Raw genomic sequence first — 26881 nt, forward strand, 5'->3', positions numbered from 1 at the left:
CGAAACGTCCCACCGGGAACGGCCCGGAAGACCACTCCGGAGGGGGTGTGCCGCCAAGCCGGTCGTCCGGCCACGATCTCCTGAGCCCACATGGTGCCGGACGCTAGCAGCCGGGCATCCCGGAAGGGGGCCTTGGGCGTGCTCCCACGGACCCCGGGGGTTCCCCTCTGCGGTCCGCGGGGTCGCTCCATGTCCCGGCGGAGCGGCCGACGAGCAGGTCCGTCATGGCTTCACGGCGAACAAGCGTCCGGATTCTGGCTGGCGCGGCGGACCCCGGCGGCGTGTCCGCCCTGGCGGCTCCGGTCTCGGCGGCCGGCTCCCGCAGCGAGCGGGCACGAGGCGGGGCCGTCCTCCCCGTCGAGCCGGCGGCCGACCTCACAACGGGGGAAGTGGCCGGGGAGCTCCTGGGAAAGATCGGCTCGTCCCGGGCCCGCTACGGCGTGACCGCCCGTCGGGTCGCCCACCGCACCACTGACAGCGCGGGCGCCCGGACGTACCGGTGGAGGTCTTCCACGGCCGGGTCGGCACGGACGTCGACATCGACCACGCGGCGTACCGTGCCGACCGGTTGGCGAGGAACGGCGCCGCACGCCGGCCGACCGGCGTCAGCGACCACGGCCGCAGCGGATCGATGCGGCAGGCCCTGCCCCGGATCATCGGGTTCTTCGACGGGTCCTCACTGCCGTAGGGGCTTCACCGGTTGGGAGTACGCGGCGCCGCCCAAGGATTCGGTGGAGTGCACGAGCCGGGGCCGGCGAGCCGGCCTCCGGGGATGCCGCTGACGTCTTCGCCGAAGAGCCTGCGCAGCAGGCCGGAAATCCGTCGAGCCCGGCCCTGTGGTCGCTCTACCCTTCCCCCATGGCCCATGGAAAGACCTCGTACGTCTGCCTGCCCTGCCGGGCCTCGTACAAGCAGCCCTACCCCGGCTACCACGACCACGACCGGGTCTGTCCACGCTGCGCCGAACCACTGATCCACGTCGGTTCCGCCTTCGCGGCACCCAAGAGGCGGGACACCGCCGCCTGGCGCACCCTTTCCGTGCTGCTGCACGCCGGCGTGCGCTTCCACAAGAGCTGCTGCGGCGGTCCCGGCTACCGCCCACGCACCCTCGGCGAGGTACGCGAGCGGCTGGCCTACGCCCGGGCCGCCGGAGAACCATTCGCTCAGGCGCTGGTCCGCCGCAACCTGCCCCGGCAGTCCGCAGGCAGGGGAGTTCCGCGGCACCGCCGCAGCGCCCCCTGCTGACAGCACGTACAGCAGGCCGTCTCACTTGGCGTGTTCGGCGGTCTTCCGGGGGACCGGTGAGCGGCCGGTGCCGGGGGAGCCGACACGGCCGCGGGGCGGCGGCCGGCACCGGTGCGGAGTCCGGAGCAGGGCGGGTCGAACGCCGGGACTGCCGCCGCGGCGACGCCGTCGCGGATGTCGGCCGGTACGCCGACGGAGTCCGTAGGATTCCCGCATGGTGATTGCGACGGTTCGCGAGTGGCACGAAGAGGAGGGGTGGGGCGTGCTCGACTCGCCGGAGACACCCGGCGGCTGCTGGGGCCACTACTCCCACATCCAGATGGAAGGCTTCCGCACGCTGTCGCCGGGGCAGCGGGTGGACCTCCGGTGGGAGGCCCCCGGCTTCCAGCAGGACGGGTACGACTACCGGGCGGTGAGCATCGTGCCCCGGCCGGTCTGACGTCCACACCCGGCACCGGCGACGGCAGACGGCAGCGGCCACGAGCGGTCCGCGACGGCGTCGCCTCCCAGGCGTCCGAAGCTCGTGGAGCCGCGTCGGCCGGGTCCCTGAAGCGGGTGTCGCGGGGTCGGATCCTGCCGGCACCGGTGAGCGACGCCGGCCCCCGGCGGCCCGGCGCACCCTCCGCCGCGCGCGGTCCCGCACGGCGGGGACGGGCTGCCGCGCCAGGTCGGTGATGTCCCTGACGTCCGGCCGCGCCCTCGTCCCCGGGAGCACCCCGGCGTCCGGCCCGCCGTCCTGCCCCGGACGGCTTCGGTCGCGTGCTCGACGGCCCTCCCCCGGGCTCCCCCACGGGCCCCGGCCCCCGCGCGGGCCCGTCCGGCACACGGTCGGGCGGACGGCCTCCGGGGTGGCCCGGGCCATTGCGGAAGGCAAACGCCCGGTGTGCGCGACAGCAACGGCCGATGGAAGGGGGAACCGGGGGCCGGGAGCGCGCCCACCGCGGGGCGGAGGGGTGTTTTCCGGTCGAGCTGCGGCGGCCGGACCATCGCCCGGGGCAGAGGAACACCAGTTCATGTGCGGTGTGGGGATCGGCGGACGGCCGGGTGTCCGTATGGTGGACACGTTCCCGCGGGGCGCTCGAACCCACCGCCAACTGCACGGATGTCACTACACGCCAACCTTTCACCGCAAAGGGTGACCTGAAGCGTTCCTTCGGATGTGCGTTCCTCGTTTGCCTTGGCAAGACTGCCGTCCGGTATCTGCCACCTCAAGCCAAGGAGTGTTCGGAATGCGGTACGCCATCAAGGGTCTGGGACTGAGCGCAGCGCTGTCCGCCGTCCTCCTGGCGGGAGCGGCGGGGGCGGCGGCCACCGCGTCCGCCGCCCCCGCGGCGCCCGAGGGGGCCGGTGGGCTGTACGCGCCCTCGGCGCTGGTGCTCACCGTCGGCAAGGGCGAGGACCCGGCGACGGCCACCGTGGAGCGGGCCGTCGTGCTGAACTGCTCCCCCGCCCCCGGCGGCGACCACCCGGCGCCCGAGCAGGCGTGCGCGGAACTGCGTTCCGTGGACGGCGAGTTCGCCTCCCTGATCGAGGACGGCGGCGACCGGTTCTGCCCGATGGTCTGGGACCCGGTCACCGTCACCGCCGACGGGGTCTGGGACGGCCGCAGGATCTCCTACTCCCACACCTTCCCCAACTCCTGCGTGCTGGCGGGCGCCACCGACCGGGTCTTCGTCTTCTGAGGCACCCCAGCGGCAGGACCCCCTCCGGCCCCCGGACACCCCACCGTGTCCGGGGGCCTCGCCGTCGGAGGCCGGGAGCGGCGGGAGCGGCGGGCCGGCGCGGTCCCCGCACCCGAGGGGTGCGCGGGGAACCGCGCGTCAGCCCGCGACGAGCGCCCGCAGGTCGTGGAGCGAGTCGAGGTGCCAGTCGGCGGGCGCGGCCTCGGAGGTGCCGGCCCACAGGTGGCCCCAGGGCCCGCGCCGCAGGTGTGCCACCCGCAGGCCGCACGCCTTGGCCGGGGCCACGTCGTTGACGGGGTGGTCGCCGACGTAGACGGTGCGGTGCGGGGGCGCCTGCGCCAGTTCGAGGACGCGGGCGAAGAAGTGCGGCGACGGCTTGGCCACGCCCCACTCGTCGGAGGTGGCCAGGGCGTCCACCGGCAGGTCGAGGGCGCGCAGCAGCTCCCCGGCGCGGGCCGTCTGGTTCCCGGCGACGACGACGCGGACCCCGGCCTCGCGCAGGGCGGTCAGGGCCGGGCGGACGTCGGGGTAGAGGTCGGTCTCGTCCAGGTGCTCGCCGCGCCCGGCGGCCTCCCGGGCGGCGTACTCGGCCCCGACGTCGATGCCGGGCCGCAGCAGCCGCAGGGCGTCCGCGCTGTCGCGGCCCTGCCCGACGACGGCTCCGACCAGGGCGGCCAGGGTGTGGCGGGGCACCCCCAGCCAGTCCGCCCAGCCGCCCCAGTAGCGGTCGTCGCGAACGAGGGTCTCGCCGATGTCGAGCGCCACGGCGGTGACGGTCGCGGCGGCTGCGGTGGTCTGCGGGGTTCCGGCCATCGGGGCCAGACTACGGCGGAAGTCCCGCCCGGGGCGGGAGGACGGGCGGGGCGGGGGCGCCCGCGGTGGCCCGCCGGCGCGGGTCGGCCCGGTGCGGCCGGAGTCCACCGAGCCGTAACGCCTACCGGGAGCCGTCCCCCTGGCCGTCCGCCGCCCCGCCGTCCGCCGCGCGGAGCGCGCGCAGGCCCCGCAGGACGCGGAGCACGCGGCCGGGCGCCATCAGCCGGGCGGGCGGTTCGACCATGTGGGCCACTGCCAGGAACGTCCTGCCCAGGGCCGCGTCGACGGACGCCGCCGCCCGGTACCGGGTGAGGTAGGCGTCGAGCAGCCTGTCGGCCGGCCCGCGCCTCTCCGCCGCCTCGGGGAAGCGCAGGTCGCCGCCGGTGGCCAGCAGCCAGGGGGTGTCGACCGCCCTCGCCGCCGCGCGGAAGAAGCGCCGCGGGAGGTCGCCGGCGCCCTCGGCCAGGAACCGCCGCAGGACGAGCGCCTGCTGGGCGGCGGCCGTCATGCCCTGCCCGTAGGCCGGGTTGAAGGAGCACAGGGCGTCGCCGGTGACGAGGAAGCCGCCGAGGTGGCGGTCGAGCCTCTCGTAGTGGTGGCGCGTGCCGGCGGGGTAGCGCATCCTCACCGGCTCGTCCAGCGGTTCGGCCGTCCGCAGCACCTCGGCCGCCTCGGGGCCGGGCAGCCTCTCCGCGTAGGCCAGCATGCCCGCGGGGTCGGTGGGCGGCTCCTCCCCGAACTGGCCGTGGAGGACGACCGCGAACCGGTCGCCGTCGACGCTCAGCACGGCTCCTCCGCGCGGCGCCCCGGGGTGGGCCTGGTAGGCGACGCCCCGGAGGCCGCCGAGGTGGTGGGGCTCCCGCCGGAAGTGGCGGGTCACGTAGACGACGTCGGCGCGCACCCGCGTCGTCTCCGGCCGGGGGCAGCCGGCCTCCGCCAGCCAGTGCGGAGCCCGTGAGCCCCGGCCCGAGGCGTCGACCACCAGGTCGGCGGGGAGCACCTCTTCGGCCGCCGCGCCGGCAGCGCGGAGCGGCCGCACCCGGACGCCCGTGACCCGCCGGCCGTCCGGCGGGACGACCGGGCCGAGCACCTCGGTCCCCTCCGCGAACCGCACGCCGGGCAGGGCCGCGACGCGGGCGCGCACCAGGTGCTCGACCAAGGGGCGGCCGGCGCCGTACGAGACCAGCCCCGACGGCGCCCGGCGGACGAGGTGGCCGTCGAGGTACCACAGGGCCTCGCCCTGGGTGTCGGCGGGCACGGCCCCGGCCGCGGTCAACTCGTCGAGGAAGCCGGGGAACAGCTCCTCCAGGGCCCGCGCGCCGCGCACCAGCAGCACGTGGAGCTGGCGGCCCTGCGGTACGCCGCGCCGGGGGGCCGGGACGGCCGGGAGCGCGTCGCGCTCGATCACGGTCACCCGCTCGTAGGCGTCACCGAGCGCGCGGGCCGCCGTCAGGCCCGCCATCCCGGCGCCGATCACCACGGCGTGGGAGGAGGCCGCGGGCGGGGCGGCCGCGGTGGCCCTGTCCGTCGGGGGCATGGGAGCTCCGTTCCGCGCGGTCCGGCGCGGCGCCACCCGGCCCGGACGGTGCCGCGTCTGCGGCGAGCGTAACCACACGGGGGCCCCGGAACGCGCCGGGCCCGGAGGGATCCGGTGCGTTCCGGGGGCGCACGGGCGGCACACGGGTGGCGCGCGGCCGGGTCAGCCGCCGGCGAGCTGCCAGGCGCCGAGGGCGAGCCCGCCCACCGCCGCCAGGGCCGTGATGCTCGCCAGCGGCCACCGCGACCGCTCCAGCGCGTCCAGTCGCGCCTCGTGGTCGGCGAGCTGCTTGTCGGTCTGGTCGCTGCGCTGGACCAGCAGTGCCAGTGCCCCGTCCACCCGGGCGAAGCCGGCCTCGACCGTGCCGCGCAGCCGCTCCAGCTCCACGGCGACGACGGTGGGGCTGTTCGGGTCGCCGTCCGTCATGCGCGGTCCCGCCCGCCGGCCGCCGGGGCGCCGCCGGGTGCGGTGCTCAGCCAGCCCGGCAGCAGCGCCTGGACCCCGGGCACGGCCATCAGCCGTGCGAGCCCGCCGGCGGCGGCCAGCGCCGCCGCGACCCAGGGCAGCGTCCGCGGGATCCCGGCCGCGTCGACGGCGGCGGGGAGGACGACGGCCAGTGCCGCGGCGGTCTGCACGACGGTGCGCAGGGCGCGCTTGGCCTCTTCCGACATGGTGGTTCTTCCTTCCGTGCGAGTCGGGGTCCGGGCCGCGCGGCCCGGACCCCGGTTTCCGGTCTGCGGACTCCGGGTTCCGGTTTCCGCCGGCGCGGGGCGGGCTCAGGAGGTGCGGGGGACCCGCAGCGCCCGCCACGACACCTCTCCCGGCCAGCCGTCGGCGTCGGCGCCGGTGAAGCCGAGCCTGCGCTGCCACCCGGCGTACGAGCGGCGGTCCGCGTCCGTCCACTGCGGCCCCGGGCCGACCGCGTACTGCGAGCAGCCCTCGGCCACCAGGCGGCGCCCCATCGCGGTGACGATCGGCGAGCAGGGCTCCGCGCGGAACCACGCGGTCCCCGGGAACGGCTGGAGGGCGGACCGGTCCCCGGAGGAACCGCCCGCCCCGGAGCCGGCGGCGGGCGAGCCGAGCAGGCCGGCGACGCGCGAGCGCATCCGGTCCATGGAGAAGCCGCGCGGGTCGATCTTGGTGCGGGTCCACTCCTTGTGGGCGATGACGGAGCGCTCGCTCCAGCCGTGGGCGCGGCAGACCGCGGCCGCGGCCCGGGCGATGGCGTCCAGCTGCTCCTCGGGCCACGGGTCCCGCCCGTCGCCGAGGTTGACCGCCTCGAAACCGTAGAAGCGGGCGTTGCCGTCGGTGTCGTCCCTCAGCGGGCGCGGGGCGGCGGTCTCGGCGACGACCGAGCGCAGGACGCGGCCGTCGCCCAGACCGGCGTGGTTGGCGCGTCCGCCGCCCACCAGGTGGACGGTGCCGGCCTTGTCGACGACGCCGTGGCACAGCGGTCCGGGCAGGCCGGGGTGGCCGTCGTAGCACAGGTCCACGGAGGCTTCGGTGCCGCGGGTGACGGTGTGGTGGACCATCACCCCGTTCACCGGGCCCCAGGCGCCCTTGTGGTTGCGGTGGTGCCGCCGCCAGTCGCGGTGCTCGACGACGTGCAGGCCCTCGGCGCGCAGGGCGTCGAGCAGCCGTCCGGGGGTCAGGGGCACGGCCATGGGAGGTCCTCCTCGTGTGCGGGGACCCCGCGCCGGGCGGCGCGGGGTCCGGTTCGGTTCCCGGCCCGGCTCCGTGTGCCGGGCCGGGTTCCGCGGGGGCCGGAGCGGGTCAGGACAGGGCCGCCCAGATCGCGTTGGAGTCGGCCACCACGTTGGAGGGGCTGAACGAGGCGGGCAGCGAGGTCTGCCCGGTGGCCGACAGCCGGCCGTGCCGGACGAAGGCGCCGGGCATCCGGGCGCTGCCGGCCGGGGCGTTGCCGATGCTGGCGCCGCGGGCGAAGCCGGGTCCGCTGGTCCTGTCGGTCGGACCGTTGACCAGCAGGGCGATCCAGTAGCTGCCGGGTTTCGCGGCGTAGGAGGCGTTGAGCGGGATGACGATCGTGCGGCCCTCGTTGGCCGGGATCACCTGGTTGAGCGGCGCGGTGACGCCCACCCGCTGTCCCGCGCTGGTGTACAGGCCCGCGTAGGAGCTGGCGCTGAGCGTGCCGCCGACGTATCCGGCGGTGTAGAACACCACGTTGGAGACGGTGTGCGGCGCGTGCAGCGGGATGCCGATGAGGTACAGCCAGCCGTTGATGCAGTACTGGGCCGTGGTGGCGGCGCTGGTGGCCGGGTCGAAGGACCAGCCGGCGAAGCCCATGGCGGCCGGCGACCAGGTGCCGGCCGCCGACACCGCGTCGACGTAGGAGCGGCGGGCGAGCTGGTCGCCGGTGGCCGGGTCGGCGGAGGTCGAGGGCGGGACGGTGAACGTCTTGGCGCCCGTGACCGTCTGGCCGCCGGACAGCAGCACGGCCTGGCCCGCCGGTACGGCCGAGACGTCGCCCGCGCCCAGCTCCACCGCGCCGGTGCGGCCGTTGACGGAGAGCACGGGTGCGCCGTCGGCGGCCAGGTAGCGGTCGTCGGCCGTCGCCTGGTCCAGGGCGCCGACGTCGGCGGCCGTCAGCACCACCTCGCCGGTGCGCCCGTTGACGGAGGCGACCGCGCCCCCGGTGCCGGCCGGGAGCTGCGCGGCGGGCACCAGGCCCTGGGCGTCCAGGGAGGCGACGCCGCCCGGTGCGCCCACCGAGGCGGCCGGCACGGCGGCCACGTCGGCGGCGTCCAGGACGATGTCGGCGTCGGTGCGGCCGTTGACCGACCGCACGGCGCCCGGCTCGCCGGGCGGGCCCTGCGGACCGGGTTCGCCGGGCGGGCCCTGCGGGCCGGGGACGGCGACGTAGTCGGGGGTCGCGGGGTTGACCGGGGCGATGTCGGCCAGGTCCACCTGCGGCCGGTCCGCGGGCAGCACGATCTGGTAGGTGCGCTTCCGGGACAGCCCGGAGAGCTGTTCGGTGACGGTGTAGGTCCACTCGGCGGGGTTCCAGCCCGCCCCGTCGGTGGCCGGCAGGACGACGCCGATCCGGCCCTCGGCGTCGAGGGCGGCCACGGTCGGGCCGCCCAGGATGACGTCGGTGGCGGCGTGGGTGAGCAGGGCGGGCGGCCGGAACTCGACGGTGCCGGTCATCGGCCGCCCGTCGGGGGTCAGGTACCGCGCGGTGACGGTGACGGTGGGTATGGAATCGGGCAGCATGCGGATGCCTCCTTGCCTGTGGTGCGGAGATGCGCGGGGCGCGCGGACGGGGCGCGTGGTGCGCGGGAGCGCGTGGAAGGGTGGCGGCGCGTCAGGACTGGACGCCGTACAGGGCCAGCGGGCGGCAGCGCACGGTGCCGCCCTCCGCCGCCTTGGCCTGCACCTCGAAGGTGACCGTCGCGCCGTACTCGGCGTCCAGCACCTCGGTGAACTCCAGGCCCTCCGGCCCGCCCACCGGGCCCACCGGCACGCCGTCGCACAGCAGCCGCACCTCGGCGCCCGCGTCCCCCTCCACCGCGACACGGCAGTGCAGCCTGGGGTGCTGGACGATGCCGGGGCCGCGGAAGAGCGTCTCCCACAGGGTGGAGCCGGTGGCCTCCCAGCGGCTCACCGCCACCGGTGCGGGCAGCGGGTAGGGCACGTAGGGGCGGGCCAGGCCGCGGCGTCTGGCGTCGTCGGCGACGACCACGTTGCCCCTGCGGTCGAGGATCTGCACCGGCTGGTCGGGCAGCGTGTCCGGGCTGTCGGTCCGCACCGTCAGCGCCAGCGAGCCGTCGTCGCGGCGCACCACGAGGCCCTGCTGGGGCTCGCCGCCGGGGCGGTCCGGCTGGACGCGGCCCAGGTACAGCAGGTCCTCGCCGCCGGGGGTGCGCACCCGCAGCCGGCCGCCGTCGCCGATGACCACGTCGCCGCCGCTGATCCGGTTCATCGGCGGGTTGGTGTTGGCGCTGCCCATCAGATCGCGCACCTGCCGTTCCAGGGCGCGCAGCCGGTCCAGCAGATCGGTCGGGATGATCGCCACGGGGTCAGGCTCCTTCCAGGTAGAGGGTCGCCGTCTCGGGCTTGGTGCGCTGCGGCGGCGTGACGGCCAGCCCGACGATCCGGTACCTGCCGTCGGCCCCCTCCGGGTGCCACAGGTCCCGGATGCGCAGCCGCAGCCGGGCGCCCAGCAGGGCCGGGGAGATCCGCCCGTCCATCAGCACGGTGACCTCCGGGATGGTCTCGGGGCGGCGGTGCCGGGCCAGTTCGGCCCGGGCGAGCGAGTCCAGCACGGCCTCGTCGCGCACGGAGGTGTGGTCGGAGCTGCTCTCCAGCCGCGGCCAGCCGCCCGCGATGTCGGCGGCGTCCACCCGCCGCGCCGTCAGCGGCACCGACTCCTGCGCCTGGTCGGAGTTGGCCGACTCGCCCCGGGCCACCCACACGTTCGCCTGCACGGTGGCGTCCGAGGGCAGGCTGTAGGCCAGCACCGCGCCGGGGTGGTCCAGCACGATGTCGCTGTGCCCGGCGGAGATCCGGGGGTGGCCGAGCTGGAGCCGCTTGACGCGGCGGCCCCGAGCGTCGCGGTGGCAGTGCACGCGCCACTCGAAGCCGCCGTCGAGCCGGGCCAGTTTGTCGATCAGCTCCCGGACGCGCGCCAGGTCGGTGTAGGCGTAGGCGAAGTCGCGCCGCACCCCGGACGCCTCCGTGCCGTAGGTCAGGCCGATGTCGCCGCCCGGCTGCGCCTGGACGTGGTCGACCAGCGCGCGGACGACGTCGAACTGGTCGGTGGCCGTGCCCACCACGTCGCCGGAGAGGATCCGGTGGTCGAGGTAGGAGTCGAAGGTGGCGGCCTGGAACTCGGCCTTCATCCGGCCCTGCTCGTCCGACTGCGGGGTGCAGGTCCACAGCACTCCGCCCCACCAGATGTCCCCGTCGCGCTCCAGCCAGACCGCGGTGCGGCCGGGCCGGAGCGCCTCGCGGGCCCGGCGGGCGAGCGCCTCGTCCGGCAGCGGGACGGCGGCGCTGAGCGAGCCGGGCTTGCCGATGTAGTCGTCGAACTTGGCCTCGGTCAGCGGCAGGACGTCCACCACCCGGTCGGTGCGCAGGTCGCAGAAGACGGCGCGGTAGACGGGGGTCCGCCCGTTCACTCGGCCGGCTCCGCGGACTCGTAGGTGATCGTCCCGGCGATGTGCGAGCCGGCCTGCCAGGTCCACGGGGTGACCGCGTCCACCAGGCCGCTGTGCGCGGGGACGGTGCCGTCGAGGTCGCCGGAGGACACCTCCAGCTCCAGGTGGCCGGCCGTGGTGAGGCGCACCCGGGCGATGCGCCGCGAGCGGGTGCCGTGCTGGAGCCCGGCGAAGCCGACCGCCTGGCTGGATCCGGCCGCCCGGACGGGCAGGGAGAACCGCCAGTTGTCGTCCGTCCCCCCGGCCCCGAACGCGGTGGTGGAGCCGAAGGAGAAGGCGAAGGAGGCGTGCACCAGGGTGCCGGTGTGGACGTAGCGGCACTCGACCGTGGCGTTGCCGAACGAGGGCTTCGTCTGGCCGGTGCTGGTGGTCCACTGCGGGGTCCACTCCCGCCACCTGGGGGTGGGCGGGTAGGGCTGCCAGGCGGTGCCGTCCCAGCGCTGCAGGCCGCCGGCCCCGACGTCCCGGTACTGGCCGGGGTAGCTGCCGGGGATGTCCCGGGGCCAGTCCTCCGGCACGATGCCGCCGACCGCGACGGTGGGGCGGCGCAGGTCGCTGACGGCCGAGTTCCAGTCGATCCCGCCGTTGCCCTCCGAGGCGCCCGCGGGCACCAGGACCGAGGCGAGGGCGAGCGCGGCGCGGGGAGTGGCCGGGACCTCCGGGGTGGCGGCCGGGACGCCCTGGACGACCTCCAGGGCCGCCTCGGTGCGGCCGGAGCCGGTGTCCTGGGCCTCGTCGTACACCCGCAGCACGACCAGGTCGATCCGCGGGTTGCCGGGGTCGCCGTCGGCGAAGGTGACGGGGGTGTACTCGGTGAGGGCGACGGGGTAGGCGCCGGCGGGCTCGTCGCCCTGGATCACGGCGCGGCCGGAGGCGACCGTGGCGGTCATCCCGGCGCTCTGGCCGTAGACGTAGAGCCCGGACAGCACCCACGCGCCGTCCGGGGAGCCGGGGATCACCCCGTCGCGCGTGGTGAGCTGTCCGGCGGGGGCCATGGTGCCGGTCGGGGCCAGGCGGGTGTCGGCGCGGGACTGGCCGGCGCCGTCCTCGGTGCGGTTGAGCAGCCATGCGGTGCGCACGGGCATGGGGTCCTCCTGTGGTCGTGACGGGTGGCCGCGGCGGGTGGCCGCGGTGGATGGGACGGGTGCGGGGTGCCGGGTCCGGTCACCCGCGCGGGGCGCCGGGTCCGGTCACCAGTGGGCGTCGCGCCAGCGCACGGTGACCGAGGCGCCGGGGTCGGGCGTGGTGTCCTCGGAGCGGAAGGCCAGCGGAGTCTCGCCGGGCTCCAGCAGGAACAGCTGCTCGGGCGCCGAGCGGGCGGTGGCGGTGTACAGGCGGGAGGCGGTCCCGTTGAGGACGACCGTTCCGGCCTGGGTGTCCACGGTCAGCACCTCGCCGGCGGCGAGCGTGATGCCGTAGCTCAGCCGCAGCCCGTCCGTCAGGCGGGTCAGCGCCGGGCGGTGCACCGGCCCCCGGAACTCGACGACCGGGTGCGCGGCCGTCTCGCCGGAGTTGAGGGCGGTCGCGGCGCCGGTGGAGCCGGCCGCGCCCCAGTCCAGCGGCCAGGCCAGGCCGGCGTCCGGGGAGTCGGGAGCCGCCCACTCCAGGCCGCTCTCCGGCTGCGGCAGCCGGATCACGGCCTGCCGCTCCTCGGTGCCGAAGCGGCGCGGGTCGGTGGCCACCCACTGCAGCTCGGCCTTGGCCGCGCCCTGGGTGACGTAGCCGCGGTCCTGGGGGACGACGCGGCGGCTGACGCGGGCGCGGCAGGCCAGCGTCTCGCCGTGCAGCCGCACCGCCAGCCACCGCTCGCCGCCGTCGGGGGCGGTGGCGGCGCGGAAGCCGCGCATCGTGCCGCGGGCCCGGTCGACGGTCTCCGGCAGCAGCCAGACGGTCGCCGAGACGGTGCGCGGCTTGGCCCAGCGGGCGCCGGGCCAGGCACCGTGCCGGTCGGGGAGGGAGACGTCCCCGGTCTCCAGGTCCGGCAGGTCGTCCCAGCCGGTGATGCCCTTGGCGTCGATCTGGTAGGGCGTGCCGGGGCCGAAGACGAAACCGGCCCACTGGATCTGCCCGTCGCGGGTGATCAGTGAGCCGGGGGGTGTCTCCTGGCCGCTGTGGAGTTGTCCTGTGTCGATCACGGTCGGTGTCCTCGCTTCCTGTTCACGGTGCCGCTCCCGTCGCCGCCGCCGCCACCGCCGTCCGCGCCGCCGCCTCCGCCGCGGCGCCGGGGCGTGCGGTGCGGGCCAGGAAGAGCAGGTCCTCGGCGACGCCCAGCGGCCCGCGTCCGGCGGGTTCGGTGTAGTGCTCGATCCGTCCGCTCCCCGCCCGTACGGAGGCGGCGTGGCGGGCGGTGCGGTCCATCAGCCGGCGCAGCACGGGCAGCGGCAGCACGGCCTCCGCCTCGCCCGCCTCGGCGACGACGGCGGGCACTCCCCCGCGCCGGGGCAGGACGACGCCGCCCGCGGCCAGCTGCGGGATCTTGGGGATGTTCACGCCGAACTTCCTGCCGAGGATGTTCACGCTGAGGCTGTTGAGGCCGTCGACGACCCAGTTGGCGAAGGCGATCAGGCCGTTGATCGGCGCCTTGAAGACGTGCAGCACCAGTTGCATGCCCGATTCCAGGAACCCGGCGATCCCGCCGAGCACCCGGCGCACGGCGCCGGTGACGCGGTCGAACATCAGGCGCGGTCTCGTGGTGATCCAGTTCAGCGCCGTGCGGACGGCTCCCCTGATCCGGCCCGTGGTCCGGCCGGCGAGCGAGCGCAGCGCGCTGCCCACCGAGGAGACGGTCCGCCGGAGGGTGCCCATCGGGTCACGCGCCATGCTCGCGAGCCACTTCACCGCCGCGGTGACGACCGTGAGGTAGCCCCGGACGTAGCCGACGGCGGCCTTCACCACCGTCCGGACGACGGGCTCGACCACCTTGGCGACGGTCCGCACGCCCTGCATCAGGCCCGTGGTGACCTGCTGGACGATCCGCTGCCCGGCGTCGGACTGCGCGGCGGCGTCCACCAGGGAGAGCACCAGGGGGGCGACCAGGGTGAGCGCCAGTCCCCAGGGGTTGGCCTTCATCACGGTGTTGACCAGCTTCATCACCCCGGCGCCGAGCCGCAGCCCGATACCGAACACGCCGCCGAGGCGGCCGGTGACGACGGCGCTCTTGGAGATGCCGGCGGACAGCGTCGCCGCCTGGTCCGCGCCGCTGCGGAGCTGTTTCAGCTCCCGGTTGGCGGCGGCCAGTCTCGGCCGGGCGGCGGCCAGTTGCGGGTGGGCGGCGCCGGCCCGGCGCGCGAACCCCACCAGGCCCTGCCCGGCGGTGCCGGCCGCGGGGACCGTGCGGCGCAGCTCGTCGGCGGTGCGCTGGGCGGAGCCGCGGACGGCCGCCGCCGCCCGCGCCGCGGCCCCGACCGCCCGGGCGTTGGCCGCCAGGCCGGCGCGCGCCTGGCCCAGCGCTCCGCCGAAGCCGGCGAACGCGGGCCGGGCGAGCACGAGTCGGTTCACCGGCATGCCCGTCCACCTCCTTCCGTCCTCGGGGGCGGGGTGCGTCCGGCCCTCATCCGCGGGCCTTGGCGAGCAGCATCAGGGCGTCGGCGGTCCGCTGCGGGTCGCCGGTCTCGGCGGCGTAGTAGTGCTCGATGTGCAGCCCGCCCGCGCCGGCCAGGGCGGCGCCACCGCCGTACGGGCCGGCCGCGCTCCGCTGCGCCCAGGCGGCCGTCCGCCCCAGCAGCGACTCCAGCTTGGACAGCGGCAGGACGGCCTCCGCCTCGCCCGCCTCGGCGAGGATCGCGGGCACGCCGCCGGACCGGGGGGTGACCACGCCGCCCTCGGCGAGCCGGGGGATGGCCGGCAGGCTGACGCCGAAGGTCTTGCCGCCGACCATCGGCACCCAGCCGGGGATCGACACCTTGATGCCGTTGATCCGCCGGATCGCGCCGTTGATGATGTCGATGACGCCGTTGATCGGTCCCCTGACGCCGTTCCTGACCCTGTTGAAGGCCCGCGAGGCGATGCCGGAGAGCCCTCCCCAGATCTGGCTCATCCTGTCCCGGACGGCGCGGAACGCGGCGGGGATCGTGTTCCTGATCCAGTTGACGACGGGCTGGACGACCCTCTTGATGCCGTTCATCACGGCGCTGATGGTGTTGCGGACGGCCCGGACGGCCGTGGTGATGACGGACCGCCAGATCGCGAAGTAGGTCCTGACGACCTTCACGATGGCCGTGACGACCGTCGTCACGGCCGTCCTGATGCCGTTGAAGACGGATTTGAAGACCTTCCCCAGGCTGCTCAGCAGCGGGCCGATGATCTTCATGGCCTTCTTCAGGACCTCGCCGACCACGGTGAAGACCCTCTTGACCACCTGCTGCATGGCCTTCGACTGGGTGGCCATCGCAACGATCTTCTCGATGACCGGCGCCAGCAGCGACAGCAGCATTCCGAAGATGTTGCCCTTCATCTCCTGGTTGAGCTGCTTGAAGCCACCGGAGGCCTTCTTCACCCCCTGCTGCATCTGCGTCATCTGCGGGCCGCTCTTGACCGCCTCGCGGCCCAGCTTGGAAACGGAGAGGGCGGCCTGGTCGGCCGCCCTCTTCATGGTCGTCAGCTCCTTGTTGGTGCTTCTCGCGCCGGCGGTGATCCGCGTGACGCTCCGGTCCGCGGCGGCCGCCTGCCGGCCCAGGCCCGTCGCGGCCCGTCCGGCCGTGTCCGAGGCCGCCTTGAACTGCCGCAACGTGCCCGAGGCCCGTTGCAGCGCACTGCTCAGTGACATGGGTCTCCTTCATCGATCGAACTGCTGGAGGTCCTTTCCGGCCTCGGTGCGGCCGCGTCCGGCACCGCCCGCTTCCAGGGGGCGGGCCTTCCGGATCCCCACGCCGGCCCACGGGCCGCCCGGTTCCGCCTCCGCTCCTACGCGAGCGCCGCCACGAGTGCGTCTATCCGCGCGTTGAGCTGGTTCACATGCTCCGAAGTGCCGGTGATGGTCGAACCGAAGGTCGCCGTCCGGCCACCGGGCACATCGGCGACCCGGGCCCGCGCGCCCTCCAGGGCCCTCAGACGCGCACGCGTCCTGACGCCCTCCGTGGAGAGGTCGACCGCCTTCCTCTCCAGCTCCCGGGCCTTCCCCTCCAAACCGGTGACCCGGTTCCCCAACTCGGTGACTTTTCTCTCCTGCTCCCGCTGCTGCTCCTCCGCTTTCTGCTGCTGCGTCTTCAGGTTCGGGCTGAAGCCGAAGCGCGCCGCAACCCTGTTGAAGCCCCCGAAGAACAGCCTGTTCACCCGGTCCGTGATGTCGATGGCCAAGTCGTACTTGATGAGCGTGAGCGCCAGGGCCAGCCCCATGATCTCGGGCGTTTTTATGGAGCCGTACTGCGGCTCCAGACTGTCGACCTTCGCCTTCAGGTTCTCGATTTTGGGGAGAAAGCTCCTCTCGGCTTCTTTCTTCGCCTTCTCTCCCGCGATCTTCTCGACCGCGTCCTTGAATTCCTTCGTCTTTGTCAGACCCGATACTTCAGCCTTGTCCGCCTTCTTGTCGACCTTGCTCTTCAGCTGTCCGAACTCTTCCTCTGATACAGTCACAAAGACCTCCGGATAGCATCCTTCTCACACCACGACATTCGAGGTAAAATGCTCATCAAGCGCATACTGGGCAGCGATGACGCAGGAGACGCCGACGCGAGGAGGCGGGCGAACGAATTCCCCGGCCTGGCGGTGCGGCAGGCGCTGTCCGCTCTGTGCGCCTTAGGTCTGGCCTGGGGGACCGTGGTCACGGTCGAACTGATCGACCGGACGCTGTACGGGAACTGCGGCCCGCGATGGAACGTGCCCTGCGAACAGGGGCGCGGCGAATTGGCCTGGGGGATCGCGGCCTTTCTCCTCGCCTTTCTGCTGCACGGCAGGATCGCGAAGGTCCACGCCTGGAGCGGCCCGGACCTCCACACACTGATCGTCTTCTGCCTGTTCCCCGCAGGGGCCGTCCCGGTCTTCGCCGACCACATGATGAACGCCGGCCACGGCTGGCCGTGGCGCGTCGCCACGGGAGTGCTGGCCGTCGCCTGCCTGGCGATGGCCTGCCTGACGGCCGGAGGGGCGTTCGCCAAGCCCCGCACCTTCTTCCACGTCCACTTCTGGAGCCTTGAACAGGACTGGACGGAGGGGGACAGGGAGGAGCGGTTCGTCGTGCCCTCCTCGTCGCGCGAGCGCTTCCACTGCGCCGTCTTCCTCACGGGGGCCGTCGCCGGGACGGTCCTCGGAGTGTCGTTGGGAGTCCTCTACGTCATCCGCGCGGCAGGGGGGTTCGCCCTGTTCGCGTGACGGGCGGCCACCTCACCGGTCCGGGTGGGCCGGGAGGGGACCGGGGGCCGTTTCGGAGGCCCGGGTGCTCCGGCGGGCCGCCCGGTCGGCGGACGCGGAATGCTCCTCACCAAAAGGCCGTCATTCCGGAGCCGGGGCCCATGACGGCCCCCCTGAGCAATCCCATTTCTTCTTCCGGTACCGCGGCCAGCCGACCAAGGGTTTTCCGAAACGACTGCGGAGCAGCCGCAAACGGCTTTTCCGAGGCACTGTCGGCCGCTGATAGGCTTGTGGAATGCTGCTGTTACTGGGGGGAGTCACCGCCCTGCTCGCCGTGTACTTCCTGCAGCGCGGGGTCAGGCGTGCCGCGTTTCTGGCCGGAGAGCGACACGCGGTGAAGGCGGGCGAGAAGACCGACGGCGTCTGCACCGGTTACCAGTGGACCGTCAACGCGCCGTGGTGGGTGTGGTCCGGTACACCGATTCCGAGGGGCGCGTCCGCGAGGCGCTGACCGGGCCGGGCACCCGCCCTCCGCTGAGGGTGGGGGAGACCGCCTCCGTGGCGTACAGCCGGGACCCCGCGCACGCGGGAGTCGTGAACGGCGAGTTCCGGCCGGTCGTCGTGGACGTGTTGGACGTCTCCAGGTTCTTCGTGGGCGCCGGGGCCGCGGCCGGGCTCTCGTACATCTTCCTCTGGACCTCCGTCTCCGGGGCCTAGCGGCCGGGGCCGCTCCCTCACACCGCCCGCTCGCCTCCGGCCGCCGCCTCCATCGCGTCCTGCCAGCCGCTGGCGTAGGCGCGGGCGTCGCGGGCGTCCAGCTCCGCGCGGACCGCCAGGAGCAGCCGCTCGGCGGTGGGTCCGTCGAGGCGCCGGAATATCCCGCCCAGCAGGCGCTGGAGTTCCCCGGCGGCCTCCGTCCGGGTCGTGTTCTGGTCGGCCTCGTAGCTCTCTGTCGCCACCCGTCTCACCCTCTCCGGCTCCGGGAGCCATGTGACCTGCTTGGAAGTGTGCGCGGGGGTACGGGCGCGCGACAGGAGTGGGGGAGTCGCGTACCCAGCGTCATCATACGGCCGCACGGAGCAAAAAATCGAACACAGATTCGGCTTGGTACGGACCGCAACCGTCCCCGTCCGCGTGGCGGCGGACGGGGACGGCCCCGGCGGCCGCTTCCGTCAGCCGAAGAAACGGGCCAGCTCCCGCGCGGAGGGCCCGGAGACGGAAGCCCGGTCCGGCGGACCGCCGGGCGTGTCGCCCGACTCCCCTGCCTCCGGCCCCCGTTCGGCCGGATCCGGTCCGTCCGTGCGCGATCCGTCCGTGCGCTGCCCGGGCCGGGGGACCGGCTCGGGGTACTCCGGCGGCTCGTCGTCCTCGTCGCGGTGGAGCACGGCCGTCATCCAGTTCGCCGCCGCCAGGTGGTCCACGGCGGCGGCCAGCAGGTACTCGGCCACGCCCCACTCCGCCGCCTCGCCCTCCCCCGCGCGGTTGACCGCGCTGTCGCGCGGCAGGTGGCGGATCAGGACGGCCAGCCGGCGGGAGGAGAGCCCGCCGCGGTACCAGTCCAGGAGGTCGACCCCGTAGTGCCGGAGCAGGTCGGCTTCCAGTGCCTCGGCGTGTTCGTCGACGAACGCGTCGAGGCTCAGCCTTCCCCCAGGCCGAGCCCGGTGGCCTTCCCGTACTCCTCCAGGATCGCGGCGACGTCCTGCATGGAGACGTCGTGCCGGTCGAAGCGCTCGAACTGCTCCTCGCCCAGCAGCAGCCGCAGCAGGCCGTCGATGTCGTTGTCGTCCAGCTCGCGCAGGGCGCCGGCGGTGCGGCGGCTCAGCTCGCCGGGCATCTCGAAGGTGTCGCCGTCGATGGTGAAGGTCCAGGCGCGGCCCAGGGCCTCCAGGCGCTGGGCGCGCGCGGCGTTGACGTCGAACGCGGTCATGGTGGTCGAGCTCCTTTGTCGGGGTGGACGGAGACGGGGAGGGGCGCCGGGCCCGCGGGCCCGGCGCCGGTGCAATGCGGTGCGCGCTGCGGGGGCGCGGACGGCGTCCGCGCCCCCGCGGACGGGCCGGATCAGGCGGGGGCGGTGCCGGCGAAGTCGGAGTCCTTCACCAGCCAGGTGGCCAGCGGCCTGGTGGAGTCGACCGCCATCGCGGTGAAGGTGACGCCGAGCTTCAGCGAGCCCTTGCGGTTCATCTCCACCTCGTCGGTGTCGGTGACCTGGCCGCGCGGCAGGATGAAGCGGTACACGACGTCCTCGCCGTCGGTGAACTCCAGGCCCAGCGCCCGCTCGTCCGGGATCGGGTCGGAGAGCACGTCGTACTGGTAGACCCCCGAGCCGGTCGAGGTCTCGCGGACCTCGCCGCCGCCGAAGTACAGCGGCAGGGTGTCCGGGTTGAACTGGAGCATGCTGAACTTCACCGTCATGTCCCGGTCCTCGTAGATGAAGCGGGCCGGGCCGACGGACTGCCAGGTGTCGATCTGGGTGGTCTTCTCGCTCCGGCCGAACTTCACCCCGTCGGAGCTGGTGTAGCCGACGTCGACCCAGCCGGCGCCCCACGCGGAGGCGGTGTCGGCCGGGGCGTCGGTGCCGACCGGGGCGACGAGGATGCGGCCGTTGCCGGCCACGCGGATCTGGTTGGGGTTCATGCCTGCCATGGGTGGCAACTCCTTGGTTCGGGGCGCGCGGGCCGTCCCGCGCGCATGCGAAAGGCCCCGCCGGGGCGGGGCCTCGGTACGGCCCCGGGCGGGGCCGCGGGACCGGGCGGCGCGGCGGCCGTCAGGCCGTGGCCGGGGTGAGCGACAGCCGCACCGTGGTCAGGTAGCGGTTGGCGTCGAGCCGGTTGTAGTCGGGCAGCCAGCGGACGCCGTCCGCCTCGACCACGTCGGTGACCGTGGCCGTTCCGTGGGTCGTGCCGCGCAGTTGCAGCAGGGCGGCGCGCATGCCCAGCGAGTCGGTGTGGGCCGTGGTCTTGTCCGGTCCGTAGACCTCCAGCTCCACCAGCGGGTTGTCGAGGTGGAGATCGTCGACCCACGCCCCGCCGACCCGGGAGACCAGCACCACGCGCTGGGTCCCGTCGAAGCCGGCCGGCGGGACGTTGTCCACCGTCACCCCGACGAGCTCCGGCCGGTCGCTGAGGAAGTCGACGATCAGGCGCTCGACGTCCGGGAACGTGAGCAGTGGATCGACCACACGCCTCCTCCTTCCTTGAGAGGGCGGGCGGGCCGCGGGGCCCGCCCATGGAGAACGGCGGGCCGCACCCGGGAGTGGGCACAGCTCCGCCGCTGCGTCCAAGTGTGAACCAAATCGTGCGCGCGCGCAACTAGCGAGGTGGGAGAGGCCTCCGGGAGAGCCGGGAGGGGCCGGCGCGGTGGTCGGCTTCCCCTCTCCGTCCGGCTCCCCCACCCGCTCCCTCAGCCGGCGTCGTCCGGCTTCCTCCTGCGGGGCGGCCGCCCCGGAGTGCGCCGGGGCAGGCGCGGGATGGTGGGGGCCCGCGAGCGGCGGGGCTTGAGGTCGAACACCGGCTCGCGCCGCTCCGCCCCGGCGGCGTCCCGAGCCTCCGGCCGCCGCCCGCCTCCGGGGCCCTCCCCTCCGGATCCGTCGGCCGGCTCCGCGGCATCCGGTGTCCGGGGGGCGGGGACGCCGGGGGGACCTGCGCGTCCGGCGCGGTGCAGGGGGAAGGTGAGGATGTCGGCCGGCCCCGTGTCTGGCGGGGGCCGGAACCTCTCGGCAGGGGAGCGGCCGGCCTCCTCGGCGGCCCGGCGCAGCGCCTCCTCGGCGTCCTGCCAGCCGCTCGCGTAGGCCCGGAACTCCCGGCGCTCCACCTCGGCGCGCGGCAGGACCACCAGATCCGCGGGGGAGTACCGGTCGGCGAGCGCGTCCAGGGAGGCCAGCAGTTCGGCCAGGGTCCGCTCGTACTCCTCCGGTTCCATCCGGTCCCGATCGGGCACAGCACTCCCCGCGTCGACGGCACCTGCACTTCCGGGGTCGGCAAACCCCGGGAGTGACCGGGTGAGGGGGTGCTCGGGGGCGTCCCCGAACGCGCCGGTCAGCCGCCCAATCCTATGCCACCTGCTCGAACACCGTTGCGGGACGGGGGGGTTGGGCTCCGCCCCGCCCACGGACCGCGGCCGCGGGAGCGGCGAGGGGGCGGGCTCGGGAGCGTGCGGCGGCGCGGTCAGGCCCGGCGGCGCGCGGGCGCCTCCGCGGGGCCGTTCTCCGGCAGGAACTGGCCCGCCACCCTGACGAACATCTCCCGCTGCTCGGCCGGGATGCCCAGCAGCTCGGCGGCGCGCTCCAGCGTGAGCGGCTCGTCCGCCCCGCCGCCGGCAGCCCCCGCGGGGGCGGGCGACAGCGGCAGTTCGTCCGCGGTGAGCTGGCCGGAGCGGACGAGCATCTCCCGCACCGGGACCCGCAGGACCCGGGCGAGCCGGCGCATGGTCTCCAAATCGGGCATGCTGTGCCGCTGCAGCAGCCGGGTGATCGCCGCACGGTGCACGCCCGCGGCGTCGGCGAGCCGCGACTTGCCGCCGCCCCGCGGGCTGTCGATGTCGTAGCCCCGCTCCCGGATCAGCCCTTCGATCCAGGTCGCGAAGCCCTCAAGATCCTGCGCAGCCGCCATGACTCGCCCCCTTCGTGGCCCCTCAGCATAACGTGCTTTCGCGCGCGGCATTACGTGCTATCGAGCGCGAAATGGACGGCTTCGAGACGCTCTCGCGAAAACTTGTTGCGCGCTGGCACGCAACATACGATCATGGGGCTCGCCTCGAACACCCGAGCAGATCCGAGGGAGTTGTCCATGGCGTCTGTCATCCGTGCGTCAGCGAACGCCGACCGCCTCCTGCGGCCCGGTCCGGCCGGGCCGGGGGTGGCGGCATGAGCCTCCGCGCCGAGACGGCCCGCTGGCTGGGCGCGCTGCGCAGCCGGTTCCCCGAGCTCCTCGACGAGCTGGCCCCCGGCGGCCGCAGCCCCGCCGTGCCCGCCGCCACCCCCGGCCCCGTCAACCGCAGCCGCACCACCGCCCCGTTACGCCTGCACGTCTCCGACGCGATCCGCGACATCACCGACGGCGTGGTGGAGCTGGAGGAGGCCGTCCACGCCCGGCTCGGCCTGCCCCGTCCGCGGCACGCCCGGGTCCCGCAGCGGATCGGCCGCCTGCTGGACCTGCTCGACCGCATCGGCGAGCACCCCGTCCTCGCCGAGCACGTCCGGGACGAGGCCCGCAGGATGGCCCGCCGCTGCGCGCGGGTGCTGGGGGAGAGCGAGCCGATGACGGTCGTCGAGGGGCGCTGCCCCTGGTGCGACTCCGTCTCCCTGCGGGCCTTCCCCGAACGCCGGACCGTGCTGTGCATCAACCCCGGCTGCCGCTGCGACGACCCCGAGTGCGACTGCCGCACCGACCCCGCCCACCGGCACGCCTGGCCGCTGCACGAGCGGCACGGCTCCCCGGACGGTGACGCCTGATGCTCGTCACCGGCGCCATGGCCGCGCGGGAGGCGGCGGTCTCCCCGGCCACCATCCGCAAGTGGGTCCAGCTCGGCCGCCTCACCCCGGCCGGACGGCAGGGACGGGCCCTGCTCTACCGCCTGGAGGACGTCTTCGCCGCCGAACGCTCCGCCCGCCGGGGCGGCGCGGCGGGCGGCAGGGACGGGAGCGACGGCGGCGGTGGCGGCGGCACCGCCTCCGGGTGACCGGCCGCGGCGCCGCCCTCCCCCTTTCCGCGCCATCCTGCCGCGACGAACGGGTGAGCCGTGGTTAGCGGACGGTGAACGGAGGTACCCGCAGGGCGACCCATGAGGGGAGCGCAACGACGATGACCACGACACGGCGGTTGGACGGGCACAAACGGGCGGACGAGCACTCCGTCGGCGAGCTGGTGGCACGGGCCACCACGCAGATGTCGCAGCTCCTCCGGGAGGAGCTGCAGCTCGCCAGGATGGAGATGGCGGAGAAGGGCAGGCGGGCCGGGCTGGGCGGCGGGCTGCTGGGCGGCGCCGCGGTGGTCGCGCTGTTCGCGGCGGGGGCCGGTGTGGCGGCCGCGATCGCCGGTCTGGCCGTGGTGTGGCCGGTGTGGCTGTCCGCCCTGGTCGTCATGGTGGTGCTGCTCCTCGTCGCCGGCCTGATGGCCCTCCTGGGCCGGCAGGAGGTCCGCAGGGCGGCCCCGGCCAAGCCCGAGAGGGCCCTGCGCGGCATGCAGGAGGACCTCCACGAGATCAGGGGGAGGGTACGCCGGTGAACGCGCACCGCGCCGCACCGCCCGACACGGGACTGCCCGAGACACCGGGCATCCCCCCCGACCCGGAGACCCCCGCGGAGCTGCGCGAGCGGATCGAGCACACCCGCCGGGAGCTGGGCGACACCCTGGAGGAGCTGGCCGCCAGGACGGACGTCAGGGCCCTGGCGCACCGGAGGGCCTCGGAGGCGGCGCGGGCGGGCCGGCGCAACGCGCGGCCGCTGGCCGCCGTCGGCGGTGCCGTCGTCGCCGTGGCCGTCGCGGTGCTGGTGATCCGGCAGCGGCGGCACGGGGGCGGGAGGGTGCAGGCGCGGCCGTGGCAGCGGCTCGCGGTGCGCGACCCGCGGCCCCCGGCCTCACTCCGGCGTCTCGTCGCGCGCCGGCTCCGCTGAACCGCCGGCGCGGGAGGCGTCCGTGCCGCCGGACGCGCCCGCCGCCCTGCGGCGCTCCGCCTCCCGCCGCCTGACCTTCCGCCGCAGGGAGCGCGGCCACTTGGTGGTGTCGCGCGGCTCCACGTACGGCTCCTCCCCCTTGGGCAGGCCCTGGGCGTAGGCGCGCCGCCGGGCCAGCTCCGCGTCCAGCTCCAGGCCCAGGAGGATGGCCAGGTTCGACAGCCACAGCCAGACGAGGAAGACGACGACGCCGGCGAGGGTGCCGTAGGTCTTGTTGTAGGAGCCGAAGTTGGCGGTGTAGAGCGCGAAGCCGGCGGAGGCGATCACCCACAGCAGGACCGCCAGCACGCTGCCGGGCGCCATGCGCAGCCCCCGCAGCCGGGCGTTGGGCGCCGACCAGTACAGGATGCTGATCATCGACGTCACCAGCAGCACCAGCACCGGCCACTTGGCGATCGACCACACCAGCAGCGCCTGGTCGCCCAGCCCGACGGCCGTCCCCATCTGCTCGGCCAGCCCGCCGGTGAACACCACGATCACCGCGCTCAGCGCGAGGAGCACCATCAGCACCAGCGTGACGCCGATGCGCAGCGGCGTGAGCTTCCACACCGGGCGCCCCTCGGGGACGTCGTAGACGTGGTTGGCGGTGCGGATGAACGCCGCGACGTAGCCGGAGGCGGCCCACACCGCGGCCAGCAGGCTGACGACCGCCAGGAAGCCGCCGCCGCCGCGCTGGATCTCGTCCACGGCGTCGCGCAGGATCTCGCGGGCCGGTCCGGGGGCCAGCTGCTCCAGGTTGTCCAGGATGCTCTTGGTCGCCTTCTCGCCGACCACGCCGAGCAGCGACACGAGCAGCAGCAGCGCCGGGAAGATCGACAGCACGCCGTAGTACGTGAGGGCCGCCGCCCGGTCCGCGATCTCGTCGTCGAGGAACTCCTTGACCGTGCCGCGCAGTACGGCCCACCACGTCTTCACCATGCCCGTACTGATTGCCCGGGCGGGCCCGGTCATGTGCGTACGTCCGGTGGCCGGTCCCCCGCCCCCGTCGGCGGACGCGCCGGACGCGCCCCGCCGTGCGGCGCGTCCGGCACACGGGTCACAGGACGCGGGTGAGCCGCGTCCCCACTCCCGGCTCGGCCAGCTCCTCCCGGACGGCCACCGGGACCTTCACCTGGCCCGGCCCGCTGCCGACGGTCAGGGTGCCGACGGTCTCACCCGCCTCCGCGGTGCCCGGCACGCCCTTGCCGCCGTCGGTGAGCGCCAGCTCCACCTCCAGCCCGGACCAGCCGACGGCCGTGACGTCCTCGGTGGCGACCAGCGCCGTCCGGCCGCCGAGCCCGTCGTCCACGTACCCGACCACGTCGCCCTTCCGGACGATCTGCTCCGCCCGCAGGAGCTTCTGCACGGAGACCAGCAGCTCCCGGCTCTCGCCGACGACCGTGTCGATGATCGAGGGCCGGTGCTGGCCGAGGACGGCCCCGATGATCAGCTGCCTGGTGCCGCCGATCTCCTTCTCCCCCGCGAACAGCAGGTTGCCGCCGGCCGCGGTGGTGGTGCCGGGCTTGATGCCGATGGCGTTGTCGTAGGGGACCAGACCGTTCCAGTTGCGGTGGTTGCGGCCGTTGCGGTCGTCGTAGGAGGGCTTCTTGACGATCTCCCGGAAGGCCTCGAAGTCCATCACCTTCTTGCCCAGCTTCACCTGGTCGACGGCGGTGCTGACGGTGTCCTGCCGCAGTCCGCTGGCGTCGGTGTAGGTGGTGTCGGTCATCCCGAGCTCCTTGGCGGCGGCGTTCATCTTCTTGACGAACTCCTCCTCCGAGCCGCCGGTGTCCCAACGGGCGAGCAGCCGCGCCACGTTGTTCGCGGACGCGATCATCACGGCGTGGAGCGCCTCGCTGAGGGTGATCTCCTCACCCGCCTCGACCGGCACGGTCGACTCGTTCGGCAGGGACGCCTCCTTCTCGGCCCGCTGGTCGACGGGTATCCGCGGCCCCTCCTCGCCCGCCTTCAGCGGGTGCTCGCGCAGGATGACGTAGGCGGTCATCACCTTCGCCACGCTCGCGATCGGCACCGGCTTCTGCTCCCCGTAGGTGCCCAGGGAGCCGAGCCCCTCGACCTCCACGGCCGCCTGGCCCTCGCTCGGCCAGGCCGGCTCGGGCTTCTCGCCGCCGAAGGAGTACGCGGCCGGAGCGGTGAGCTTCAGTTCGGGCTCGGGCAGCGGGCGCAGGAGCTGGACCACCGCGAGGACGATCGCCAGCAGGACGACCAGCGGCGACCAGATCTTGATGCGGCGCAGCGCGGTCCGCAGCGGGGTCGGGGGCGGCGCGGGCTTGTTCGTCAGCTCGGCCAGCAGCTCCAGGGGCCGGTGCGGCGGCAGCGGCTGCTGCTTCGTCCGCTCGGCCTCGGGCAGGTCGGGCACCGCCGGCGCCTCGGCCGGCGCGGTGGTCGCGGCGGGCGCGGCCGCCGCGGCGGGCGGCGGTGCGGAGGAGGTGGGCGCGGGCGGCCGGGGGTCGTCGGGGGACCGCAGCGGCACGAAGCGGCTCGTGCGCTCGGCGTCGCCCTCCTCGCGACCGGTCCCCGCCCCGCCGGGGCGCACCCGGAGCATGGCGGTGGTCTGGTCGACCGGCTTGGCCGCCACCGGGCCGGCGGCGGTCCCCGCCTCGTCCCGGCTCTCCTCCGGGGCCTCGTCGCGGTCCTCGTCCCGGCTGTCCTCCGGGGCCTCCTCGCGGTCCTCGTCGCGGCTGCCCTCCGGGGCCTCCTCGCGGTCCTCGTCGCGGGCCTTCCCGGACGCGGTACCGCCGGTCCCCTCCGCCTTCCCGCCGCCGTCCCCACCGGAGCCGCCGACCGCGGGCCCGGTGCCCTCGCCGGCCTCCGCGGGCCCGTCCTTCCGGGACTCCGGACCGTCGGCCTCCGCCTCCGGGCCGCCGACCCCACCGGAGCCGCCGGCCGCGGGCGCCCGGAGGACCGTCGTCGACCGGTCCGCCGGCCCGTCGCCGGAACCGGGCTCCCCGTCCGTCCCGGTGCCCGCCGCGCGGTCGCCGTCCGCGGCTCCCTCCGCGGCCGCTCCCTCCGCGTCCGGGTCCGCACCGGCGTCCGGGTCCGCGTCGCCACCGGCATCCGGGTCCGCACTCGCGGCGGCGTCCGCGTCCGCGTCGTCGTCGGGCTCCCCGGCCGCCGTCGGCCCGCCGGTTCCCTCGCCGTCCGTCCCGCGCTCCCCGGCGTCCGGGTCCGTCCCGGGCTCCTCCGCCTCCCGGGGCGCTTCGCACAGCGCCGCGCGAGGGTCACGGGAGCGCTCGGGAACCGTCCCGGCCCCCTCCGTCGTCTCCCCCAACGGAATCTGCCGGACCGACCTGTCGGGGGACTTGCCCGCCACCTATGCCTCCTGCTTGCTCTTGCCGTTCGTCATATCAGTAAACAGTGCTCCGGAAGCCGGCCCTCCCTCGGCTCTCCGGCTCCCCGCGGGGCCGCTAAGGGGCCGCTAAATTGCCAGACGGTAACGACATACCTACTGGTTCCATGACAAAGCGCACAG

General features: G+C 75.0%; 33 protein-coding genes. 11 read left to right on the forward strand and 22 right to left on the reverse strand.

Annotation, left to right across the window (positions count from 1 at the left end; all coding sequences use genetic code 11):
• The first annotated feature begins 499 nt into the window (after positions 1–499).
• The 4 genes from ACFSJS_RS02650 (at position 500) to ACFSJS_RS02665 (ending at position 2927) form a co-directional block, all read left to right on the forward strand.
• Positions 500–688 (forward strand): hypothetical protein, encoded by a 189-nt coding sequence (locus ACFSJS_RS02650; RefSeq protein WP_380896198.1) that lies wholly within the window; start codon positions 500–502, stop codon positions 686–688.
• Between the two features lie 170 nt (positions 689–858).
• A complete protein-coding gene (locus ACFSJS_RS02655) occupies positions 859–1245 on the forward strand; it encodes a deoxyxylulose-5-phosphate synthase (protein ID WP_380896200.1) in 387 nt (128 codons plus the stop codon).
• A gap of 214 nt (positions 1246–1459) precedes the next feature.
• Entirely contained in the window at positions 1460–1684 is a 225-nt protein-coding gene (locus tag ACFSJS_RS02660) for a cold-shock protein (RefSeq protein ID WP_380896202.1), read from the forward strand.
• Positions 1685–2474: 790 nt separating this feature from the next.
• Positions 2475–2927, forward strand: coding sequence for a subtilase-type protease inhibitor (locus ACFSJS_RS02665; RefSeq protein ID WP_380896204.1), 453 nt, complete (start codon positions 2475–2477; stop codon positions 2925–2927).
• 138 nt (positions 2928–3065) lie between these two features.
• On the opposite strand, the gene ACFSJS_RS02670 is transcribed toward ACFSJS_RS02665, so the two are convergent.
• From ACFSJS_RS02670 to ACFSJS_RS02730, 13 genes are all read right to left on the reverse strand, one after another.
• Positions 3066–3740: an HAD family hydrolase gene (locus ACFSJS_RS02670; RefSeq protein ID WP_380896206.1), complete on the reverse strand. Its 675-nt coding sequence runs from the start codon at positions 3738–3740 to the stop codon at positions 3066–3068.
• A 121-nt stretch (positions 3741–3861) separates the two neighbouring features.
• Positions 3862–5277 carry an FAD-dependent monooxygenase gene (locus ACFSJS_RS02675; RefSeq protein WP_380896208.1) on the reverse strand — a complete coding sequence of 472 codons (1416 nt, stop codon included), beginning with the start codon at positions 5275–5277 and terminating at the stop codon, positions 3862–3864.
• A 162-nt stretch (positions 5278–5439) separates the two neighbouring features.
• A complete protein-coding gene (locus ACFSJS_RS02680; protein ID WP_380896210.1) occupies positions 5440–5703 on the reverse strand; it encodes a hypothetical protein in 264 nt (87 codons plus the stop codon).
• Entirely contained in the window at positions 5700–5948 is a 249-nt protein-coding gene (locus ACFSJS_RS02685) for a hypothetical protein (protein ID WP_380896212.1), read from the reverse strand. Before ACFSJS_RS02685 ends, ACFSJS_RS02680 begins: the two co-directional genes overlap by 4 nt.
• Positions 5949–6053: 105 nt before the next feature.
• Complete coding sequence (locus ACFSJS_RS02690) at positions 6054–6941, reverse strand: peptidoglycan-binding protein (protein WP_380896213.1); 888 nt, start codon at positions 6939–6941, stop codon at positions 6054–6056.
• Positions 6942–7050: 109 nt separating this feature from the next.
• On the reverse strand, positions 7051–8508 hold the full coding sequence (locus tag ACFSJS_RS02695) for a phage tail protein (protein WP_380896214.1): 1458 nt from the start codon (positions 8506–8508) through the stop codon (positions 7051–7053).
• 91 nt (positions 8509–8599) lie between these two features.
• On the reverse strand, positions 8600–9310 hold the full coding sequence (locus ACFSJS_RS02700) for a hypothetical protein (RefSeq protein ID WP_380896216.1): 711 nt from the start codon (positions 9308–9310) through the stop codon (positions 8600–8602).
• A gap of 4 nt (positions 9311–9314) precedes the next feature.
• The gene (locus ACFSJS_RS02705; RefSeq protein ID WP_380896218.1) at positions 9315–10415 is read right to left on the reverse strand and encodes a hypothetical protein; all 1101 of its coding nucleotides are present in this window, start codon (positions 10413–10415) and stop codon (positions 9315–9317) included.
• Positions 10412–11539 carry a hypothetical protein gene (locus tag ACFSJS_RS02710; RefSeq protein WP_380896220.1) on the reverse strand — a complete coding sequence of 376 codons (1128 nt, stop codon included), beginning with the start codon at positions 11537–11539 and terminating at the stop codon, positions 10412–10414. The genes ACFSJS_RS02705 and ACFSJS_RS02710 overlap by 4 nt, the downstream gene beginning before the upstream one ends.
• Positions 11540–11644: 105 nt before the next feature.
• Entirely contained in the window at positions 11645–12586 is a 942-nt protein-coding gene (locus tag ACFSJS_RS02715; RefSeq protein ID WP_380896777.1) for a phage distal tail protein, read from the reverse strand.
• A gap of 25 nt (positions 12587–12611) precedes the next feature.
• On the reverse strand, positions 12612–13958 hold the full coding sequence (locus ACFSJS_RS02720) for a hypothetical protein (protein WP_380896221.1): 1347 nt from the start codon (positions 13956–13958) through the stop codon (positions 12612–12614).
• A gap of 46 nt (positions 13959–14004) precedes the next feature.
• A complete protein-coding gene (locus tag ACFSJS_RS02725) occupies positions 14005–15219 on the reverse strand; it encodes a phage tail family protein (RefSeq protein WP_380896223.1) in 1215 nt (404 codons plus the stop codon).
• A 137-nt stretch (positions 15220–15356) separates the two neighbouring features.
• Positions 15357–16025, reverse strand: a complete 669-nt coding sequence (locus tag ACFSJS_RS02730) for a hypothetical protein (protein WP_380896225.1) — start codon at positions 16023–16025, stop codon at positions 15357–15359.
• A gap of 48 nt (positions 16026–16073) precedes the next feature.
• Between ACFSJS_RS02730 and ACFSJS_RS02735 the strand changes: the two genes are divergently transcribed.
• The 3 genes from ACFSJS_RS02735 to ACFSJS_RS02745 all read left to right on the forward strand — a co-directional run bounded on the left by ACFSJS_RS02735 (position 16074) and on the right by ACFSJS_RS02745 (position 17456).
• Positions 16074–16760, forward strand: coding sequence for a hypothetical protein (locus ACFSJS_RS02735; RefSeq protein WP_380896227.1), 687 nt, complete (start codon positions 16074–16076; stop codon positions 16758–16760).
• Positions 16761–17034: 274 nt separating this feature from the next.
• Positions 17035–17250, forward strand: a complete 216-nt coding sequence (locus tag ACFSJS_RS02740) for a hypothetical protein (RefSeq protein ID WP_380896229.1) — start codon at positions 17035–17037, stop codon at positions 17248–17250.
• Positions 17251–17297: 47 nt separating this feature from the next.
• Entirely contained in the window at positions 17298–17456 is a 159-nt protein-coding gene (locus ACFSJS_RS02745) for a hypothetical protein (RefSeq protein WP_380896231.1), read from the forward strand.
• 17 nt (positions 17457–17473) lie between these two features.
• Here the strand turns inward: ACFSJS_RS02745 and ACFSJS_RS02750 are convergent, their stop codons facing one another.
• The 7 genes from ACFSJS_RS02750 to ACFSJS_RS02780 all read right to left on the reverse strand — a co-directional run bounded on the left by ACFSJS_RS02750 (position 17474) and on the right by ACFSJS_RS02780 (position 21346).
• Entirely contained in the window at positions 17474–17698 is a 225-nt protein-coding gene (locus tag ACFSJS_RS02750) for a hypothetical protein (protein ID WP_380896233.1), read from the reverse strand.
• 213 nt (positions 17699–17911) lie between these two features.
• Entirely contained in the window at positions 17912–18187 is a 276-nt protein-coding gene (locus tag ACFSJS_RS02755; protein ID WP_380896235.1) for a hypothetical protein, read from the reverse strand.
• Between the two features lie 188 nt (positions 18188–18375).
• Complete coding sequence (locus tag ACFSJS_RS02760; protein ID WP_380896237.1) at positions 18376–18666, reverse strand: hypothetical protein; 291 nt, start codon at positions 18664–18666, stop codon at positions 18376–18378.
• A 131-nt stretch (positions 18667–18797) separates the two neighbouring features.
• A complete protein-coding gene (locus ACFSJS_RS02765; RefSeq protein WP_380896239.1) occupies positions 18798–19382 on the reverse strand; it encodes a phage tail tube protein in 585 nt (194 codons plus the stop codon).
• A gap of 121 nt (positions 19383–19503) precedes the next feature.
• Complete coding sequence (locus tag ACFSJS_RS02770; RefSeq protein WP_380896241.1) at positions 19504–19917, reverse strand: hypothetical protein; 414 nt, start codon at positions 19915–19917, stop codon at positions 19504–19506.
• A gap of 221 nt (positions 19918–20138) precedes the next feature.
• Positions 20139–20675, reverse strand: coding sequence for a hypothetical protein (locus tag ACFSJS_RS02775; RefSeq protein WP_380896243.1), 537 nt, complete (start codon positions 20673–20675; stop codon positions 20139–20141).
• 227 nt (positions 20676–20902) lie between these two features.
• Positions 20903–21346, reverse strand: coding sequence for a helix-turn-helix domain-containing protein (locus ACFSJS_RS02780; RefSeq protein ID WP_380896244.1), 444 nt, complete (start codon positions 21344–21346; stop codon positions 20903–20905).
• Positions 21347–21600: 254 nt separating this feature from the next.
• Here ACFSJS_RS02780 and ACFSJS_RS02785 point away from each other — a divergent pair, with 254 nt between their 5' ends.
• The 4 genes from ACFSJS_RS02785 to ACFSJS_RS02800 all read left to right on the forward strand — a co-directional run bounded on the left by ACFSJS_RS02785 (position 21601) and on the right by ACFSJS_RS02800 (position 23349).
• A complete protein-coding gene (locus tag ACFSJS_RS02785; RefSeq protein ID WP_380896246.1) occupies positions 21601–22188 on the forward strand; it encodes a hypothetical protein in 588 nt (195 codons plus the stop codon).
• Positions 22188–22415, forward strand: a complete 228-nt coding sequence (locus ACFSJS_RS02790; protein WP_380896248.1) for a hypothetical protein — start codon at positions 22188–22190, stop codon at positions 22413–22415. The genes ACFSJS_RS02785 and ACFSJS_RS02790 overlap by 1 nt, the downstream gene beginning before the upstream one ends.
• Positions 22416–22537: 122 nt before the next feature.
• Positions 22538–22960 carry a phage holin family protein gene (locus ACFSJS_RS02795; RefSeq protein WP_380896250.1) on the forward strand — a complete coding sequence of 141 codons (423 nt, stop codon included), beginning with the start codon at positions 22538–22540 and terminating at the stop codon, positions 22958–22960.
• Positions 22957–23349, forward strand: a complete 393-nt coding sequence (locus tag ACFSJS_RS02800) for a DUF3618 domain-containing protein (RefSeq protein ID WP_380896252.1) — start codon at positions 22957–22959, stop codon at positions 23347–23349. Before ACFSJS_RS02795 ends, ACFSJS_RS02800 begins: the two co-directional genes overlap by 4 nt.
• Here ACFSJS_RS02800 and ACFSJS_RS02805 read toward each other — a convergent pair.
• Together ACFSJS_RS02805 and ACFSJS_RS02810 are read right to left on the reverse strand one after the other, a co-directional pair.
• Positions 23314–24327, reverse strand: a complete 1014-nt coding sequence (locus ACFSJS_RS02805; RefSeq protein ID WP_380896254.1) for a YihY/virulence factor BrkB family protein — start codon at positions 24325–24327, stop codon at positions 23314–23316. The genes ACFSJS_RS02800 and ACFSJS_RS02805 overlap by 36 nt on opposite strands.
• Positions 24328–24445: 118 nt before the next feature.
• Complete coding sequence (locus tag ACFSJS_RS02810; RefSeq protein WP_380896256.1) at positions 24446–26722, reverse strand: D-alanyl-D-alanine carboxypeptidase; 2277 nt, start codon at positions 26720–26722, stop codon at positions 24446–24448.
• Between the last annotated feature and the right edge of the window lie 159 nt (positions 26723–26881).

The organism is Streptomyces desertarenae, assembly GCF_042681365.1.
GTDB lineage: Bacteria > Actinomycetota > Actinomycetes > Streptomycetales > Streptomycetaceae > Streptomyces > Streptomyces desertarenae.